The 15,972-nt window shown below is 40.6% G+C and carries 17 protein-coding genes; 10 read left to right on the top strand and 7 right to left on the bottom strand.

Going from position 1 to position 15,972, the window contains the following annotated elements; all coding sequences use genetic code 11:
* Positions 1-777 (top strand): dimethyl sulfoxide reductase anchor subunit family protein, encoded by a 777-nt coding sequence (locus FVA69_RS11870; RefSeq protein ID WP_004910672.1) that lies wholly within the window; start codon positions 1-3, stop codon positions 775-777.
* Between the two features lie 61 nt (positions 778-838).
* Here FVA69_RS11870 and cmoB read toward each other — a convergent pair whose 3' ends face one another.
* The 5 genes from cmoB to FVA69_RS11845 form a co-directional block, all read right to left on the bottom strand.
* Entirely contained in the window at positions 839-1,810 is a 972-nt protein-coding gene (cmoB, locus tag FVA69_RS11865; protein WP_004910673.1) for a tRNA 5-methoxyuridine(34)/uridine 5-oxyacetic acid(34) synthase CmoB, read from the bottom strand.
* A 2-nt stretch (positions 1,811-1,812) separates the two neighbouring features.
* Positions 1,813-2,562, bottom strand: coding sequence for a carboxy-S-adenosyl-L-methionine synthase CmoA (cmoA, locus tag FVA69_RS11860; RefSeq protein WP_004910674.1), 750 nt, complete (start codon positions 2,560-2,562; stop codon positions 1,813-1,815).
* Positions 2,563-2,693: 131 nt separating this feature from the next.
* Positions 2,694-3,092: an MAPEG family protein gene (locus FVA69_RS11855; protein ID WP_004255048.1), complete on the bottom strand. Its 399-nt coding sequence runs from the start codon at positions 3,090-3,092 to the stop codon at positions 2,694-2,696.
* Positions 3,093-3,242: 150 nt separating this feature from the next.
* Positions 3,243-3,647 carry an NUDIX hydrolase gene (locus FVA69_RS11850; protein WP_004910675.1) on the bottom strand — a complete coding sequence of 135 codons (405 nt, stop codon included), beginning with the start codon at positions 3,645-3,647 and terminating at the stop codon, positions 3,243-3,245.
* Between the two features lie 108 nt (positions 3,648-3,755).
* Positions 3,756-4,079, bottom strand: a complete 324-nt coding sequence (locus FVA69_RS11845) for a DUF4377 domain-containing protein (protein WP_109911319.1) — start codon at positions 4,077-4,079, stop codon at positions 3,756-3,758.
* 495 nt (positions 4,080-4,574) lie between these two features.
* On the opposite strand from FVA69_RS11845, the gene aspS reads away from it, so the two are divergent.
* The 6 genes from aspS (at position 4,575) to ruvB (ending at position 10,133) form a co-directional block, all read left to right on the top strand.
* Positions 4,575-6,344, top strand: coding sequence for an aspartate--tRNA ligase (gene aspS, locus FVA69_RS11840; protein ID WP_123382002.1), 1,770 nt, complete (start codon positions 4,575-4,577; stop codon positions 6,342-6,344).
* Positions 6,345-6,349: 5 nt separating this feature from the next.
* Entirely contained in the window at positions 6,350-6,781 is a 432-nt protein-coding gene (gene nudB / locus FVA69_RS11835; RefSeq protein ID WP_110731908.1) for a dihydroneopterin triphosphate diphosphatase, read from the top strand.
* Positions 6,782-6,811: 30 nt separating this feature from the next.
* A complete protein-coding gene (locus FVA69_RS11830) occupies positions 6,812-7,555 on the top strand; it encodes a YebC/PmpR family DNA-binding transcriptional regulator (protein ID WP_004255032.1) in 744 nt (247 codons plus the stop codon).
* A 269-nt stretch (positions 7,556-7,824) separates the two neighbouring features.
* Positions 7,825-8,346: a crossover junction endodeoxyribonuclease RuvC gene (gene ruvC, locus FVA69_RS11825; RefSeq protein ID WP_164528892.1), complete on the top strand. Its 522-nt coding sequence runs from the start codon at positions 7,825-7,827 to the stop codon at positions 8,344-8,346.
* Between the two features lie 142 nt (positions 8,347-8,488).
* Entirely contained in the window at positions 8,489-9,106 is a 618-nt protein-coding gene (ruvA, locus tag FVA69_RS11820) for a Holliday junction branch migration protein RuvA (protein WP_004910685.1), read from the top strand.
* A 16-nt stretch (positions 9,107-9,122) separates the two neighbouring features.
* Entirely contained in the window at positions 9,123-10,133 is a 1,011-nt protein-coding gene (ruvB, locus tag FVA69_RS11815) for a Holliday junction branch migration DNA helicase RuvB (RefSeq protein WP_004255021.1), read from the top strand.
* Positions 10,134-10,238: 105 nt separating this feature from the next.
* Here the strand turns inward: ruvB and znuB are convergent, their stop codons facing one another.
* Positions 10,239-11,024 (bottom strand): zinc ABC transporter permease subunit ZnuB, encoded by a 786-nt coding sequence (gene znuB / locus FVA69_RS11810; RefSeq protein WP_109911322.1) that lies wholly within the window; start codon positions 11,022-11,024, stop codon positions 10,239-10,241.
* Positions 11,017-11,784, bottom strand: a complete 768-nt coding sequence (gene znuC / locus FVA69_RS11805; protein WP_004910688.1) for a zinc ABC transporter ATP-binding protein ZnuC — start codon at positions 11,782-11,784, stop codon at positions 11,017-11,019. The genes znuB and znuC overlap by 8 nt, the downstream gene beginning before the upstream one ends.
* A 76-nt stretch (positions 11,785-11,860) precedes the next feature.
* Between znuC and znuA the strand changes: the two genes are divergently transcribed.
* The 3 genes from znuA to lpxM all read left to right on the top strand — a co-directional run bounded on the left by znuA (position 11,861) and on the right by lpxM (position 15,274).
* A complete protein-coding gene (gene znuA / locus FVA69_RS11800) occupies positions 11,861-12,820 on the top strand; it encodes a zinc ABC transporter substrate-binding protein ZnuA (protein ID WP_004910690.1) in 960 nt (319 codons plus the stop codon).
* Positions 12,821-12,840: 20 nt separating this feature from the next.
* A complete protein-coding gene (gene mepM / locus FVA69_RS11795; protein WP_004910692.1) occupies positions 12,841-14,181 on the top strand; it encodes a murein DD-endopeptidase MepM in 1,341 nt (446 codons plus the stop codon).
* 118 nt (positions 14,182-14,299) lie between these two features.
* Positions 14,300-15,274, top strand: coding sequence for a lauroyl-Kdo(2)-lipid IV(A) myristoyltransferase (gene lpxM / locus FVA69_RS11790; RefSeq protein ID WP_004910694.1), 975 nt, complete (start codon positions 14,300-14,302; stop codon positions 15,272-15,274).
* Positions 15,275-15,972 lie beyond the last annotated feature (698 nt).

The raw sequence follows: 15,972 nt of genomic DNA, 5'->3' as shown, positions 1-15,972 counted from the left end.
ATGCACGAACTTCCACTCGTTTTTTTCACCGTATTGGGGCAGTCGGCAGCAGGTTTATATTTATTGGCGTATGCGAGCCGAAAACTGGGGATGTTGGGCGAAAACCAATTACGTCATGCCAATATAGCGGCATTTGTCATCATGATCATTGCGCTAGTCATTGGAGGATTACACGTTGGGCAGCCTCTACGCTTCTTTAATATGCTTTTAGGCGTAGGCCGCTCACCAATGAGTAATGAAGCTTTACTCAGTGGTATTTTTGTCGCTTTTGGGGCCGCAACTTTATTATTCACCTTATTGATTAAAAATAAAGCGCTAAGTGAACTGTGTAATATTGCCACGGTTATTTTTGGTTTGGCATTCGTATGGTCAATTCCTCAAGTTTATAATATTGCCACAGTAGCCAATTGGTTTACTGTTTTCACGACACTACAAATGTGGATGACACTATTAGTCGCTGGTGGCGCGTTAGCTATCCTATTTGGCGCTCAGCGGTTAGGGGCGATGGTATTTTTGATTGGTTCAATTATTATTTTTGCTACTCGCGCGGCTTATGTGTCATTTTTAGGCGAGACAGGGCCAGAGATTAGTGCCGAGCAAGCTGGTTTTTGGAGCTTCCAGTTAGTCGTCTTAGCGGTGATGTTATTTGTTTACCCGGCGCTGTTATATCGCGGAAGAAACTCATCCGTACTATTAAGCCTATGTGCGCTAGCGGTTATTTTAGCAGAGTTATCTGGCCGAATTGCCTTCTATAATCTATGGCAAATAACAATGTAATCGCTTCTTAACCACTATGACAATAAATGCCTATGACTTGATTGCCATAGGCATTTTATCTTTATGGCTTACGGGCAACTAAAATTGCACGTAGTGGTGCGGGGTAACCTTCGATAGTTTTAGTTTTATCATTGGGGTCTAAAAATTCAGCCAATGAATCTGTTTTCATCCATTGTGTGCGGCGTTGCTCTTCCAAAGAGGTTACTTCTTGGTCAACAATTCGGACATCGACAAAACCACATTTCTCTAGCCAAACTTTGAGCATTTTAGCGGAAGGTATAAAATAGACATTACGCATTTGGGCATAGCGCTCACCGGGGATTAAACACTGAAACTCATCCCCCTCAATAACCAGGCTCTCTAAAACCAATTCTCCTTCGCTGACTAATTGATTCTTAAGTTGCCACAAATGGTCGAGTGGTGAACGGCGGTGGTAAAGTACACCCATTGAGAACACAGTATCAAATGCTTTCAACTCAGGCAGTTGTTCAATACCTAAAGGCAACAAGTGAGCGCGTTGATCATCGCCTAATAGCTTTCTTACTGCTTCAAATTGGCATAGAAATAATTCCGTTGGGTCAATCCCAACGACAAATTTGGCATCTTGTCCTAACATACGCCACATATGATAACCGCTGCCGCAACCGACATCTAAGACATAACGGTCTTTTAGTGATGAAATATGGGGTAATACGCGATCCCATTTCCAATCGGAGCGCCATTCCGTATCAATATTGACACCATAGAGAGAAAATGGGCCTTTGCGCCATGGCATTAATTGTTGAAGAATATTATTTAGGCGGCGAGTCTCGCCTGCAGTGAGCTCGGGTTCACGTGTCGCTGTCACGCTATGCTGTAAATCCAAATCAGTAGGAACCATGATTGGCAGGTTATCTAGCATTTTTTCCCATGAAGAAAAACCACCGTGTAACCCTTGTTTTTTCCATTCTGAAAGTTGTGCTGGAAGCGTTACAAGCCAATGACTTAGCGGGCCAACGGCAATTTGTTGGTAAAAACGACCAAAATCAATCATGCCTAGACCTCTTTGATGGCTAACAGTGAACCAAAATTAAAGCACTGGAACCAAACTTCACAGTGAGTAAAACCGGCATTTTTTAAACGCGCTTTATGTGCATCAACAGAATCTGTGAGCATCACATTTTCTAGCATGCTACGTTTTTGGCTGATTTCTAATTCGCTATAGCCATTTGCCCGCTTGAAATCGTGGTGCATATTGAATAATAACTCACCGATTTCTTTGTCTTCGAAGTTAAACTTCTCGGAAAGGACTAAAATACCGCCGGGTTGTAGCCCTTGATATATTTTACTGAGTAATAATTGGCGATCTTCTGGGTTGAGAAACTGTAAAGTAAAATTGAGCACAACCATGGAAGCATTTTCGATATTTACATCACGAATATCACCTTCTATAACGTCAACCGGTGTATCCGCTCGATAGGCATCAATATGGCGGCGGCAACGTTCAACCATAGCCGGAGAGTTATCAACAGCAATAATTTTGCTTTTTTCTACTGTAATATTACGCCTTATTGATAAGGTTGCTGCACCTAAAGAGCAGCCTAAATCGTAAACATGGCTGTGGGGTTTGACAAAACGACCCGCAAGCATGCCAATCATCGTAATAATATTAGAGTACCCTGGCACGGAGCGTTGAATCATATCAGGGAATACTTCAGCAACTTTTTCATCGAATTGCCAGTCACCAAGGTTAGCGATAGGCGCAGAGAAAAGGCGATCTTTTGAGGTTGGATCTGAGTTTGACATAAGTTCTGTATTAAGCAAAAACAAAAGTAGTAAAGGATTGTATCAGAAAGGCTGTCTACTGAAAATCAATCCATAAGCAATGAAATAATGAGCGGCACATTAATAACTTGTGCCGTTACAGAGAGTAAAAACTAAAGATTAAATGAAACGATTTGCAGCCAAGGTAGGTAATAAGTATTGGCGATAACCATCAGTGCCATTGCAAGGTAAGTTGCTACCATGCCTGAACGGCGATATGAGTAATCGTGATTTTTCAAACCATAAGAGTGCAGTATTCGACCGGCAATTAAGATCAGGCCACAAATATGAATCATCCACACTTGTGCGCCATTCATTTCCATTAAAAGCAATAAAATTAATGAGATGGGAATGTATTCGATGGCATTACCATGAACGCGGATTGCGGTTTGTAACTCATAAAAACCGCCATCACCATAAGCTATACGGTATTGATTACGCAGCTTCACAACATTTAAGGATAATCTAAGCAGCAGTAAGGCACCCAGTACAGCATACAAAGAGCTGACCATTTTTTACTCCACCATAAAACGAATCAAACTATGAAAACACCTAAAAATATAAGTTATAGTAATGGGTATTAACAATATTTTGTGAATTGTAAATCCTAAAAAGCCGTTAGACAAATGAAATCACAACTTTTTTTGGGTAGTCCTCATGCTCTAGTTGATCAAACCTTCTTTCTTTAAGCGAGTTAAAATAGTCACCGCCGTGGTTGAGCAGCGCGGTAAATCGTCAATGCTGAACCAATCTAGCTCAGCAATCTCAGCAGCAGGGTGTGGCTCGCCTTGATAGTCTGCAAAGTAGCAACGAATACGGACTTGCGTTCCATCTGTTTTTCCATCAGCAGGGCCAATAAACTCACCATAAAACCGGATAGAAGCGGCATCTAGCTCAAGTTTTAATTCTTCGCTAATCTCACGGCAGAGCGCTTGTTCATCAGTCTCGCCTTGTTCGCGTTTTCCGCCGGGGATGTAAAACAAACTTTTATTATGGGAACGTACCATCGCAATTTTGTGATCTGATAAGGTGATTAACCCAAGCTTATCAATGATTTTAGCACTCATAATATGGCCACTCTGTTATTTAACGATGATAAGAGAATTATTGCTGTAAGTGAGTCATTAAGTAAAATGATAAAATTACTTAATGACTTAAATTATATTGTTTAAAAATTATTTTTTCTCAACGATTTTTACCAATTCATAACGGATACTTGGCGCATCAGCGGGTGGGTTTGGCACATCAAATTGCTTCACTTGCAAGGTATAAGAGAAGCCTGGTTGGTATTCGAAGCCTTGAATTGAACTATAAAAAAGTTGCCAGTCATCACTTGGATTTTCTTTCACTTTCATGCACTTCATTGGGGCAACTCCCATACAATCAGCAAGTGAAGAATCGATGTAAAAAGTTTTTGTATTATCAGTCTCTGCGGGTTTCATGTTTTGGCATCCAGCGAGTAGTACGAACATGGAAGTGGCAAGTAACAATTTTTTCATGGGCAATCCTTAAACTGCAGATGGTGATTAATTCAGCGTTATATCTGTCTGTTGTGATTATAGCAAACTGAAAAAGGTAACGATTCTGAAATAGAAAGATTAATGATTAAAGAAGTATTTATTAATCAATAGTTGAATTGGAAAACATTAAGTGATGTTACTTTGCTCAAAAAGACATCGAACTAACAAAATAAACCTCTGCTGCAATATGTACATGGTGCGGATAGTCCCTTAAAATCGATAGGATCATCATGATAGGCGTCTATCTCGCCATTCAATCTTGTTATTGTTGATTAGCCACAACAATAATTGATGAAAATATGATTAAAAACAAAATGGTTTACGTGTTATGTAGAATACGTAACTATTTGTCTAACAGAATTTCCTGTATAATGTCTGCCTTTTTGACATTCTGAATTTTCAGCTCAATGTTCAGCAAAATGCCAAATTTCCGCAGCAAGCAAATGCACAACAAGCTGAGTAAAAGGATATTGTATGCGTACTAATTATTGTGGGCAGTTAAACATCGCTCACGAAGGCCAAAAGGTCACTCTTAGTGGATGGGTAAACCGCCGTCGCGATCTAGGTGGTTTGATTTTTATCGATATGCGTGACCGTGAAGGTATCGTGCAAGTTTTCTTCGATCCCGATCGTAAAGACATATTTGAAAAAGCGTCAGAGCTGCGTAATGAGTTCTGTATCCAAATCACAGGGACAGTACGCGCACGTCCAGATAGCCAAAAAAATAAAGACATGGCAACGGGCGAGATTGAAGTATTTGCTGAAGAACTGAATGTTTTTAATAAGTCAGAGCCGTTGCCATTAGATAGCAACCAAACGAATACAGAAGAGCGTCGTTTAAAATATCGTTATTTAGATTTACGCCGCCCAGAGATGTCTGAGCGTCTGCGCACGCGCGCCAAAATCACCAGCTTTGTTCGTAATTTTATGGATAACGAAGGGTTCTTGGACGTTGAGACACCAATGTTAACCAAAGCAACACCAGAAGGTGCTCGTGACTATTTAGTACCAAGCCGTGTTCATAAAGGTAAATTTTATGCATTACCGCAATCACCTCAGTTGTTTAAACAATTGCTGATGATGTCTGGTATTGACCGTTATTACCAAATCGTAAAATGCTTCCGTGATGAAGACTTACGAGCAGATCGTCAACCTGAATTTACCCAAATCGATGTTGAAACCTCGTTTATGACCGCAGAGCAAGTGCGTGAAATTATGGAACGTATGATCCGTAATTTATGGTTAGAGGTAAAAGGGGTTGATTTAGGTAACTTCCCAATCATGACCTTTGCAGAAGCTATGCGTCGTTATGGCTCAGATAAACCAGACCTACGTAACCCAATGGAGTTAGTGGACGTCGCGGATATCGTAAAAGGTGTTGAATTTGCGGTGTTTTCAGGTCCAGCAAACGACCCGAAAGGCCGTGTTGCGGCTCTGAAAGTCCCAGGTGGCGCTGCTATGACGCGTAAGCAAATCGACGAATATGGTCAATTTGTCGGTATTTATGGTGCGAAAGGCTTGGCTTGGATGAAAGTTAACGAACGAGCTCAAGGCCTTGAAGGTATTCAAAGCCCAGTCGCAAAATTCTTGAATGAAGATGTGATTAACCAGTTACTAGACCGCACAGGCGCAGTTGATGGCGATATCTTGTTATTCGGTGCGGGTGCAAAAAATGTCGTAACCGATTCAATGGGCGCGCTACGTTTGAAAGTCGGTCGTGACTTTGAATTAACCGATTTAAATAGCTGGCAGCCACTGTGGGTGATTGATTTCCCAATGTTTGAAGATAATGGTGAGGGCGGGTTAACTGCGATGCACCATCCATTTACTTCTCCTAAAGATTTCTCACCTGAAGAATTGGCCAGTAAACCCGAAGAAGCCGTTGCTAATGCGTATGATATGGTCATCAATGGTTACGAAGTTGGCGGTGGTTCAGTACGTATTCACCGCAATGAAATGCAACAAACGGTATTTAGTATTTTAGGCATTAATGAAGAAGACCAACGTGAAAAATTTGGCTTCTTATTAGATGCATTGAAATATGGCACGCCACCACACGCAGGATTAGCCTTTGGTCTTGACCGTTTAGTGATGCTGTTAACAGGAACCGATAATATTCGTGATGTTATTGCTTTCCCGAAAACAACAGCGGCAGCATGTTTAATGACGAATGCTCCAAGCCATGCGAATCCTGATGCATTGACGGAGCTCGCTATCGCCGTGGTTGCGAAAGACGAAGAGTAAGTTCAATGAAAAAATATAAGCGCCCGGAATCGGTATTAGTCATTATTGTGGCTCAAAGTAGTGGACGGGTGCTTATGTTACGACGTAAAGACGACCCAGACTTCTGGCAATCAGTGACCGGAAGTTTGGAGCCTGATGAAACGCCGTATGAAACGGCGTGTCGTGAAATTAAAGAAGAAACGGGTTTTGAGGTTGAACAAAACCAGCTGCAAGATTTGTCGCACAGTATCATCTTTGAAATTTTCCCACATTTCAGGCATCGTTATGCACCTGATGTTACGCATTGCAAAGAACATTGGTTTAAAATGGTGCAAAGTGAAGAAAAAATGCCATTACTGACGGAACACAGCGAATATCGTTGGCTAGCCCCTGATGAAGCGGCGAGCTTAACGAAATCCTGGAGCAATAGTCAGGCTATTTTAGAATTTGCTGTTTAATTATTTATTGACGTTTTTTGGAGATATTTCATGGCAGGTCATAGTAAATGGGCCAACACCAAACACCGTAAAGCGGCACAAGATGCTAAGCGCGGTAAAATTTTCACTAAAATTATCCGTGAATTAGTCACAGCAGCCCGCTTAGGTGGTGGTGATCCCGCAACAAACCCACGTTTACGTGCAGCGGTGGATAAAGCATTATCGAACAACATGACTCGTGACACCTTAAACCGTGCTATCGCACGTGGTGTTGGTAATGATGATAACGATAATATGGAAACCATCATTTATGAAGGTTATGGCCCGGGCGGGACAGCAGTTATGGTTGAATGCTTAAGTGATAACCGTAACCGTACTGTTTCAGAAGTGCGCCATGCATTCACTAAAACAGGTGGTAACTTGGGTACAGACGGCTCCGTTTCTTACTTATTTACTAAACGCGGCGTGATCACTTATGCACCGGGCGTTGATGAAGATGCCATAATGGAAGCGGCATTAGAAGCGGGTGCTGATGATGTTGAAACTTATGATGATGGTGCAATCGATGTTTACACAACGCCAGAAACTTTTGGTGAAGTGAAAGACGCATTAGATGCTGCGGGTTTTACCAGTGAAGCTGCAGAAGTATCAATGATCCCGTCGACCAAAGCAGAGCTGGATGCTGAAACGGCGCCTAAATTGTTACGTCTTATTGATATGTTAGAAGATTCAGACGATGTACAGGAAGTTTACCACAATGGTGATATTTCTGACGAAGTCGCTGCCACACTGTAATTTGTGAGGCACTAAATGGCGGCATAGTCATTTAGCATAATCCGCGTAGAGAAAGCGGGCTGGCGCAGCCTGTTTTCTCTAACGCCTTCTACTCTTTCCTTTCCCTTATCCGCTATACTTTCTTCTATATCAACGAGCTAACTCGCTTTTAGTTTTTATCAGCTATTCAAATAGCTATTTAGTTGAAATTGATAGTATTATGAGATGGATAGTATTATGAAGCTTATTAGAACAACATGATTAATATAAAGAGGTATAAGTAAATTTATATGGCGATTATTTTAGGTATTGACCCCGGTTCTCGTGTTACGGGATACGGTGTTATTCGCCAGCAAGGCCGGCAACTACTGTATTTAGGTAGTGGGTGTATTCGTACACAAGTTGATGATTTACCAAGTCGTCTGCACCGAATTTACGCGGGTGTCTCGGAAATTATCACACAATATCAACCGGATGTACTATCCATTGAACAAGTTTTTATGGCGAAGAATGCGGACTCCGCATTAAAACTTGGGCAAGCGAGAGGCGTGGCCATTGTTGCTGCTGCAAACATGAATATACCCGTATTTGAATATGCAGCTCGTCAGGTCAAACAAACAGTTGTAGGTACGGGAGCCGCAGAAAAAAGCCAAGTACAGCATATGGTTAAATCAATTCTAAAATTGTCAGCGAGCCCACAGTCTGACGCAGCAGATGCTTTGGCAATTGCGATTACACATTGCCATTTCAATCAAAATCTTTTAAAAGTTGGCGACCCACGGTTAGTTTTAACTCGTGGACGTTTAAGATAGCGAGTTTATCTTAAACAGAATTGCTTATTAATAAATAGCGTGTAGCTGGATATGCATCCAGCATTTTTTGTGGTATAAACAACAGTATTAATGATAATAAACCAACCTGCTCAAGGTTTAGTTAGTAATAGAGGGCTTCAATGTGATAGGTCGTTTACGTGGTATTGTTTTAGAAAAGCAACCTCCAATCGTATTATTAGAACTACAAGGTGTCGGTTATGAAGTCCATATGCCAATGACTTGTTTCTATGAACTGCCCGATATTGGTCAGGAAGCTATTGTTTTTACTCACTTTGTTGTTCGTGAAGATGCCCAGTTACTCTATGGTTTTAACGATAAGCAAGAAAGGGCATTATTTAAAGAGCTGATCAAAGTAAATGGTGTTGGCCCCAAATTAGCCCTCGCGATTTTATCCGGTATGTCTGCTCAACAATTTGTTTCCGCTATCGAACAAGAAGCTATTGCATCACTGGTTAAATTACCTGGAATTGGTAAGAAAACCGCAGAACGTTTAGTGGTCGAAATGAAAGACCGCTTCAAAGGCCTCAATGGGGATTTATTTAATCCAAATAGCGACATTAATCTGCCAAATGTAAACAGTAAAGTTCCCAATATGGCGGATATCGAAGCAGAAGCTGCCGCCGCATTGATTGCTTTAGGGTATAAACCACAAGAAGCAAGTCGAATGGTGAGTAAAGTTGCAAAACCGGATAGCGATTCTGAAACATTGATCCGTGATGCCCTTCGTGCCGCACTTTGATTGAGAGAATTTTAATATGATTGAAGCTGATCGCCTAATAACTGCTGAAGTATTACAGTCAGATGAAGAAGCTATTGACCGTGCGATCAGGCCAAAGCTATTGAATGAGTATATTGGTCAGCCTCAGGTTAAAGACCAAATGGAAATATTTATTCAAGCAGCGAAAATGCGAGGCGATGCGCTTGACCATCTGCTCATCTTTGGCCCTCCAGGGTTAGGAAAAACAACTTTAGCAGGGATTGTTGCAAATGAACTCGGTGTTAATCTGCGTACAACTTCAGGGCCCGTATTAGAAAAAGCAGGCGATTTAGCTGCCATGCTAACTAATTTAGAGCCCCATGATGTCCTATTTATTGATGAAATCCATCGATTATCCCCAGTTGTTGAGGAAATACTTTATCCCGCAATGGAAGATTACCAACTCGATATCATGATAGGTGAAGGGCCTGCAGCGCGCTCGATTAAAATTGATCTCCCGCCTTTCACATTAATTGGTGCAACGACTCGGGCAGGGTCGCTCACATCACCATTACGTGATCGCTTTGGTATTGTGCAACGGCTAGAATTTTATCAAGTTGATGATTTACAACATATTGTCAAGCGTAGTGCCCAATATATGGGGTTAGATATCACCGAAGAAGGTGCGCTACAAGTTGCGATGCGTTCAAGGGGAACTCCACGTATCACTAACCGTTTGTTACGTCGTGTGCGGGATTTTGCTCAAGTGAAAGGTGATGGTTCGATTGATGGGCTAATTGCTAACCAAGCTTTGGACATGTTAAATGTCGATGCTGCAGGTTTTGATTATTTAGATAGAAAGCTTCTAGTTGCTATCATTGATAAATTTATGGGTGGTCCTGTTGGTGTTGATAACCTCGCAGCAGCCATTGGGGAGGAGCGTGAAACCATAGAGGATGTTTTAGAGCCTTATCTTATCCAGCAAGGTTTTATTCAGCGTACCCCTAGAGGTCGAATGGCGACGGTTCATGCGTATAACCACTTTGGTTTAACGCCTAAAGAAATTTAATTATATTAAATGAATAAATATGGCCCCAACATTGTTTTCAATGTTGGGGCCATTTGCATTAAAAATAGTATGTAATGACTGAAATTATGTAGCTTAAAGCTTAAATTAATTTTTCGCTTTTATTGCTAAGCTTAGTACAAATAGAATAGCCGATACCAACACGACTGACGGCCCAGCAGGGGTATCGTAGAAAGCAGAGAAAGTTAGCCCCCCGGTTACAGCAATCATACCAATTAAGACAGCGATGAAAGCCATTTGCTCAGGTGTTCGAGCAAAACGCCGAGCCGTTGCTGCAGGTATAATCAATAAAGACGTAATAATTAACGCCCCAACAAATTTCATAGCGATACCAATTGTTAGTGCGGTAACTAACATCAGTAATAAACGCAGTCTTTGAATATTAATCCCATCAACAAAAGCAAGCTCAGGGCTAACCGTTATGGACAAAAGTGCCCGCCAACGATAAAAAAGCAACCCACAAACGACAATAACGCCAATAAAAATCGTTATAATATCTTCATAGCTTACTGAGAGTAAGTCACCAAATAAGTAAGCCATTAGGTCAACGCGGACATTAGCCATTAAGCTAACAACGACTAAACCTAAAGACAGTGAACTATGTGCCATAATACCCAGTAAAGTATCAACGGCAAGTTGTGGGCGTTTTTCTAGCCAAACCAAAATTAAGGCTAATAGTAAAGTGACAGCAATAACGGCATAGAATGGGTTGATATTTAATAGAAGCCCAAATGCGACCCCTAACAATGAAGCATGAGCTAGCGTATCGCCAAAATAGGACATTCGGCGCCATACAACAAAAGAGCCTAGAGGACCTGCCGCAATGGCAAGTAGCATGCCTGCTATCCAGCCAGGTAATAGTAACTCAATCATGTTTGCAGTCCTTGCTGTGCTGGTGACCAACAATAATATTGCCTTCTAAATCATGTTGATGATTATGTTGATGGCGGTATACACCAAGTTGTTGTGCACCGCGATAACCAAACATAGCGACAAATTCTGGGTGGTTTGAAACAACATCGGGCGCACCAGAACAGCAAATATGGCCGTTAATGCAAAGTACTTTATCTGTTTTTGCCATCACGAGATGCAAGTCATGGGAAACCATTAATACAGCGCAGTTAAGCTCAGTTCTTAATTGGTTGATTAAGTCATATAGTGCAACTTGACCTGTGATATCAACACCTTGAGCTGGCTCATCAAGTACGAGGAGATCCGGTTTATTGAGTAGGGCACGAGCCAGTAAAACACGTTGTGTTTCACCGCCTGATAACTTTTGCATCGGTTGTTCAAGTAAATGCGTTGCTTTGACTCTTTCGAGTGCAGGTAACAAATGCTCTTTACGAACACCAAGTTTTAATAACATAAAACGTTTAACAGTAAGGGGTAGCGTCGTATCCAAATGAAGTTTTTGTGGAACATAGCCAATAGCGAGAGAAGAAGGACGCGTAATAGTACCTGATGTAGGGGCAAGTAGCCCGAGTACAACACGTACAATTGTTGATTTTCCAGCTCCATTCGGGCCTAAAAGGGTTACGATATCACCTTTATTCAGTTCAAAGGTAACATCATTGAGAACCTGTTTTTCGCCAAATGAAACAGAAATCTTATTTAAAGTCAGTAATGGTTGCATGTGAAAAACATCTTGCAGAATTCATGTTGTGTTATATTATAACATTTCAAAATCAAAATCACGGAAAAAGACTGCTATGATACATAAATCGAAAAACATTGCCTGCAAATTTCTTTTTGGAGCAGTGGCGAGCTCCGTATTAAGTGCAACAATGGTATCAGCTGCGAATGCTGATGTTGTGGCCTCAATACGCCCACTGGCCTTTATTGCCGCAGGAATTGCAGATGGTGTCACTGAGACACAAGTTTTATTACCAGACGGTGCTTCGCCCCATGATTATGCACTTAAACCTTCTGATTTGAAAAAAATTAAACAGGCTGATTTATTCGTATGGGTTGGTCCTGATATGGAGATGTTTTTACAGAAGCCAATCAATACATTACCACAGAATAAACGCCTAGCATTGGCTGAACAGAAAAACATTAAGCCACTTCTTATGGCAGAGTCCCATGAAGATGAACACGACCATGAACATGGAGATGAAGCTAATCATGACAAGGATCACGAACATCATCACCACGGTGAGTATAATATGCACATCTGGTTGTCTCCAGAAATTGCAAATTTTGCTGCGCAAGACATTTATGAGCGTTTAGTAGAGCTTTATCCTGAACAAAAAGATAAGCTAGACGTAAACCTTCGTAAATTCAAAGAAAATATGACGCAAAATGATCAGAAAATTGCTAGTATTTTGCAGCCAGCTAAAAACAAGGGTTATTTTGTTTTTCACGACGCTTATGGCTACTTTGAAAAACACTATCAATTAGCTCCATTGGGGCACTTTACGATAAACCCAGAAATACAACCTGGCGCGCAGAAATTACATCAAATACGAACACAATTGGTTGAGCATAAAGCGCAATGTGTTTTTGCTGAGCCTCAATTCAGGCCTGCTGTGATTGAAAGTGTAGCACGTAATACGGGGGTGAAAATGGGAACTCTCGACCCACTAGGAATTGGGCTGGCGATAGGGCCGGATAGCTACATGCAGTTTTTGACTCAATTATCAGAGCAATACGCCAGCTGCCTGGATTAAAAATAGAAGGAATTGTTTAAGTGCAGCAAATGGCCAAAAGTCTGGCTCAGGTATACGGTAGCCTGTCTAGAACACACAAAATTGTATTAAGTACGCTCACTGTAGCGACTATGGCCGTCGCAATTTGGCGGCCAGTTCATGTACCAACAACAGCTGAATATGATGGTACACCGGATACCATCATTCCGCTTTCATTATTACCTGCAAGTGATGCTACCGACGATATAATTCAAGACAGTAGTGAACAGCTACCAGATGAAGGCCTCGCTGATACTGAAGCAGAAGCCGTAGAGACGGGAGGAGTGGCTGCGCCTCTCGTCCATGAATATGTTGTTGCAAGTGGTGATAACTTAACGACTATTTTAACTCAATTCGGTATTGAAGCTGGTGACGTTGCAACACTATCTAACCAACATAAATCACTGAGAAATCTGAAGATAGGCCAGTCATTAAATTGGTCGTTAACTGATCAGGGTGAGTTAGAGTCATTAACATGGGAAGTTTCTCGCCGTGAGACCCGTGTATTTACCCGTGTTGGGACGACAAACAAATTTGAAGAAGCTAAGCAGATTCGCGAAGGTGAATGGACTAACAGTGTTTTAAACGGTACGGTTGACGGCACATTTGCGCAAAGTACAAATAAAGCGGGCTTAACGCGTAATGAAGGCCGTGAGGTAATTAAAGCTTTACAATGGCAGGTTGATTTCAAAAAATTGAAAAAAGGCGATAAGTTCAGTGTATTAATGAGCAGGGAAATGCTTAATGGTCGCAGTGAACAGAGCCAACTTATTGGTGTTCGCCTACAAACGAATGGAAAAAGCTATTATGCTTTTCGCGCTGAAGATGGGCGCTATTATGACAGTGAAGGGAATGGTTTAGAACGTGGTTTCTTACGTTTTCCAACTGCTAAGCAGTTTAGAGTCTCTTCACAATTCAACCCTCGGCGAGTTAACCCAGTTACTGGGCGCGTAGCACCGCATAAAGGTGTGGATTTCGCAATGCCTGTTGGCACACCAGTACTTGCTGTTGGCGATGGCGAAGTGATTGTTTCAAAATACAGCGGCGCTGCAGGTAACTTTATTGCAATCCGTCATGGCCGCCAATATACAACTCGTTATATGCACTTACGTCAATTATTAGTTAAGCCAGGCCAGAAAGTTAAGCGCGGTGATCGTATTGCGTTATCAGGCAATACAGGGCGTTCGACTGGTCCTCATCTACATTTTGAAATGTGGGTAAATCAACAAGCGGTAAATCCACTCACCGCAAAATTACCGAGTTCTGGTGGTTTAACAGGAAAAGAGCGTAAAGAATATTTAGCGCTTGTGAAAGAAACGAAACCACAACTCAAGCTACAGTAATTTAAGTTTCTATTTTTATCACTGGCAGGTACTTGTATCTGCCAGTTTTCTTTGTAATGCTCCCGTAAACTATTATTATAAGCTATAGAAAGATGGCTATTATTCACTTGAGTACAGCATGAATAAAGATCAAGACACTGATAGTAAAAAAGGCTATGTGCCAACTTTTCACCGTTCTTACCTATTACCTAAATATTGGGGGGTGTGGCTAGGGGCTGGTGTTTTAGCGGGATTGGCTTTCATTCCTGTTAAGATCCGTGACCCTTTACTTGCTAAAATAGGAAAATGGGTTGGGCGGCTTGCTAAAAGTGGCCGTCGTCGTGCCAAAATTAACTTACTTTATTGTTTTCCGGAATTGACCGAACATCAACGAGAAGAGTTAGTTGATCGCATGTTTGAAACCGCACCACAGTCTTTTGTCATGTTGGCAGAGTTATGTCTTCGTGGTGCGAGTAAAACGCTAGCGAGGACACATTGGCATAATCAAGAAATTATAGAGCGCTTAAAACAGCAGCAAAGTAATGTTATTTTTATGGTTCCTCATGGCTGGGCTGTTGATGCGCCAGCCATGTTATTAGCAGCAAAAGGCCAACAAATGGCTGCAATGTTTCATCACCAAAAGAACCCTGTTGCCGATTACTTATGGAATAAAGCGAGATACCATTTTGGGGGGCGTTTGCACTCAAGAGAGGCGGGGATTAAGCCTTTTATCGCTTCTGTTAGGCAAGGTTATTGGGGCTTTTATCTTCCTGACCAAGATCATGGTGAAGAGCATAGTGAATTTGTTGATTTTTTTGGTACATATAAGGCGACATTACCTGCTATTGGTAGGCTAATGAAAGTTTGCAAAGCGAAAGTTGTACCGCTATTTCCCGTTTATGACCATAAAACGCACCAATTGCATATTTATATCCGTGAACCAATGGATGATATCGATGGTAAGGATGATAAGTACATTGCACGAAGAATGAATGAGGAACTGGAATATTTGGTTTCTCCGAATTTAGAACAATACACATGGATATTAAAGCTATTAAAAACGCGTAAAGAGGGGGAGATAGAACCTTATCAACGTAAAGATCTCTACCGTTAGTGTTTAGTTTTACAGAATAGTGTTTAAGCCATTACTTTTTAAGTAATGGCTTTTTTTATTTAAAAGTGTGTATTTATAGAATGAACGAGAATTCATATTATTACTTGCCTAACATCAGATAAACTAGAACTAATAAATATCAAACCGTATCGTTTTAAGTAATTATTATGCTGATGATATTATCACTGGCAGTAATTAGCCAGTGTAACATTAATCATGCAATTAGATCTTAGTATATATACTGAAGCAGCTTTATTTCAATGTTTGTATTGTGATATTCCTTTTTATTTATCTAATGTAAAGCCAACCATGCAGTAGATAACATTACAAAATCATCATTAAATGACTAGCCAGTTATGGTTATTATTTGTATGCTTTACAATAATTATAGTTGAGTATTGGTTTTTTCTTCTAAAATTATTTTTTTTCATCTTTATGAAATTATTATTTTTTTAATTTAAAATTGAAATTATTTATTGGTTATTTATGTTAATTATATGATAAGTGTAAGGCTATATTTAAAATATAAAATCAATCTTTATATTAAAAATTATTCCTTACATACTAAAAAAAAGAGAATAAATAATTTTAAACATATGAGTAAATACTAAGCATTATGTATAATCACTTATTAACGATATATAAAATATATTGCTATATTTTAATTATATAATAAAAATGACTCCCAGATTAATACT

The sequence above is a fragment of the Providencia sp. PROV004 genome (genome assembly GCF_011045615.1).
GTDB classification, from domain to species: Bacteria; Pseudomonadota; Gammaproteobacteria; order Enterobacterales; family Enterobacteriaceae; genus Providencia; species Providencia rettgeri.
This window is presented reverse-complemented; position numbering and strand designations above follow the sequence as displayed.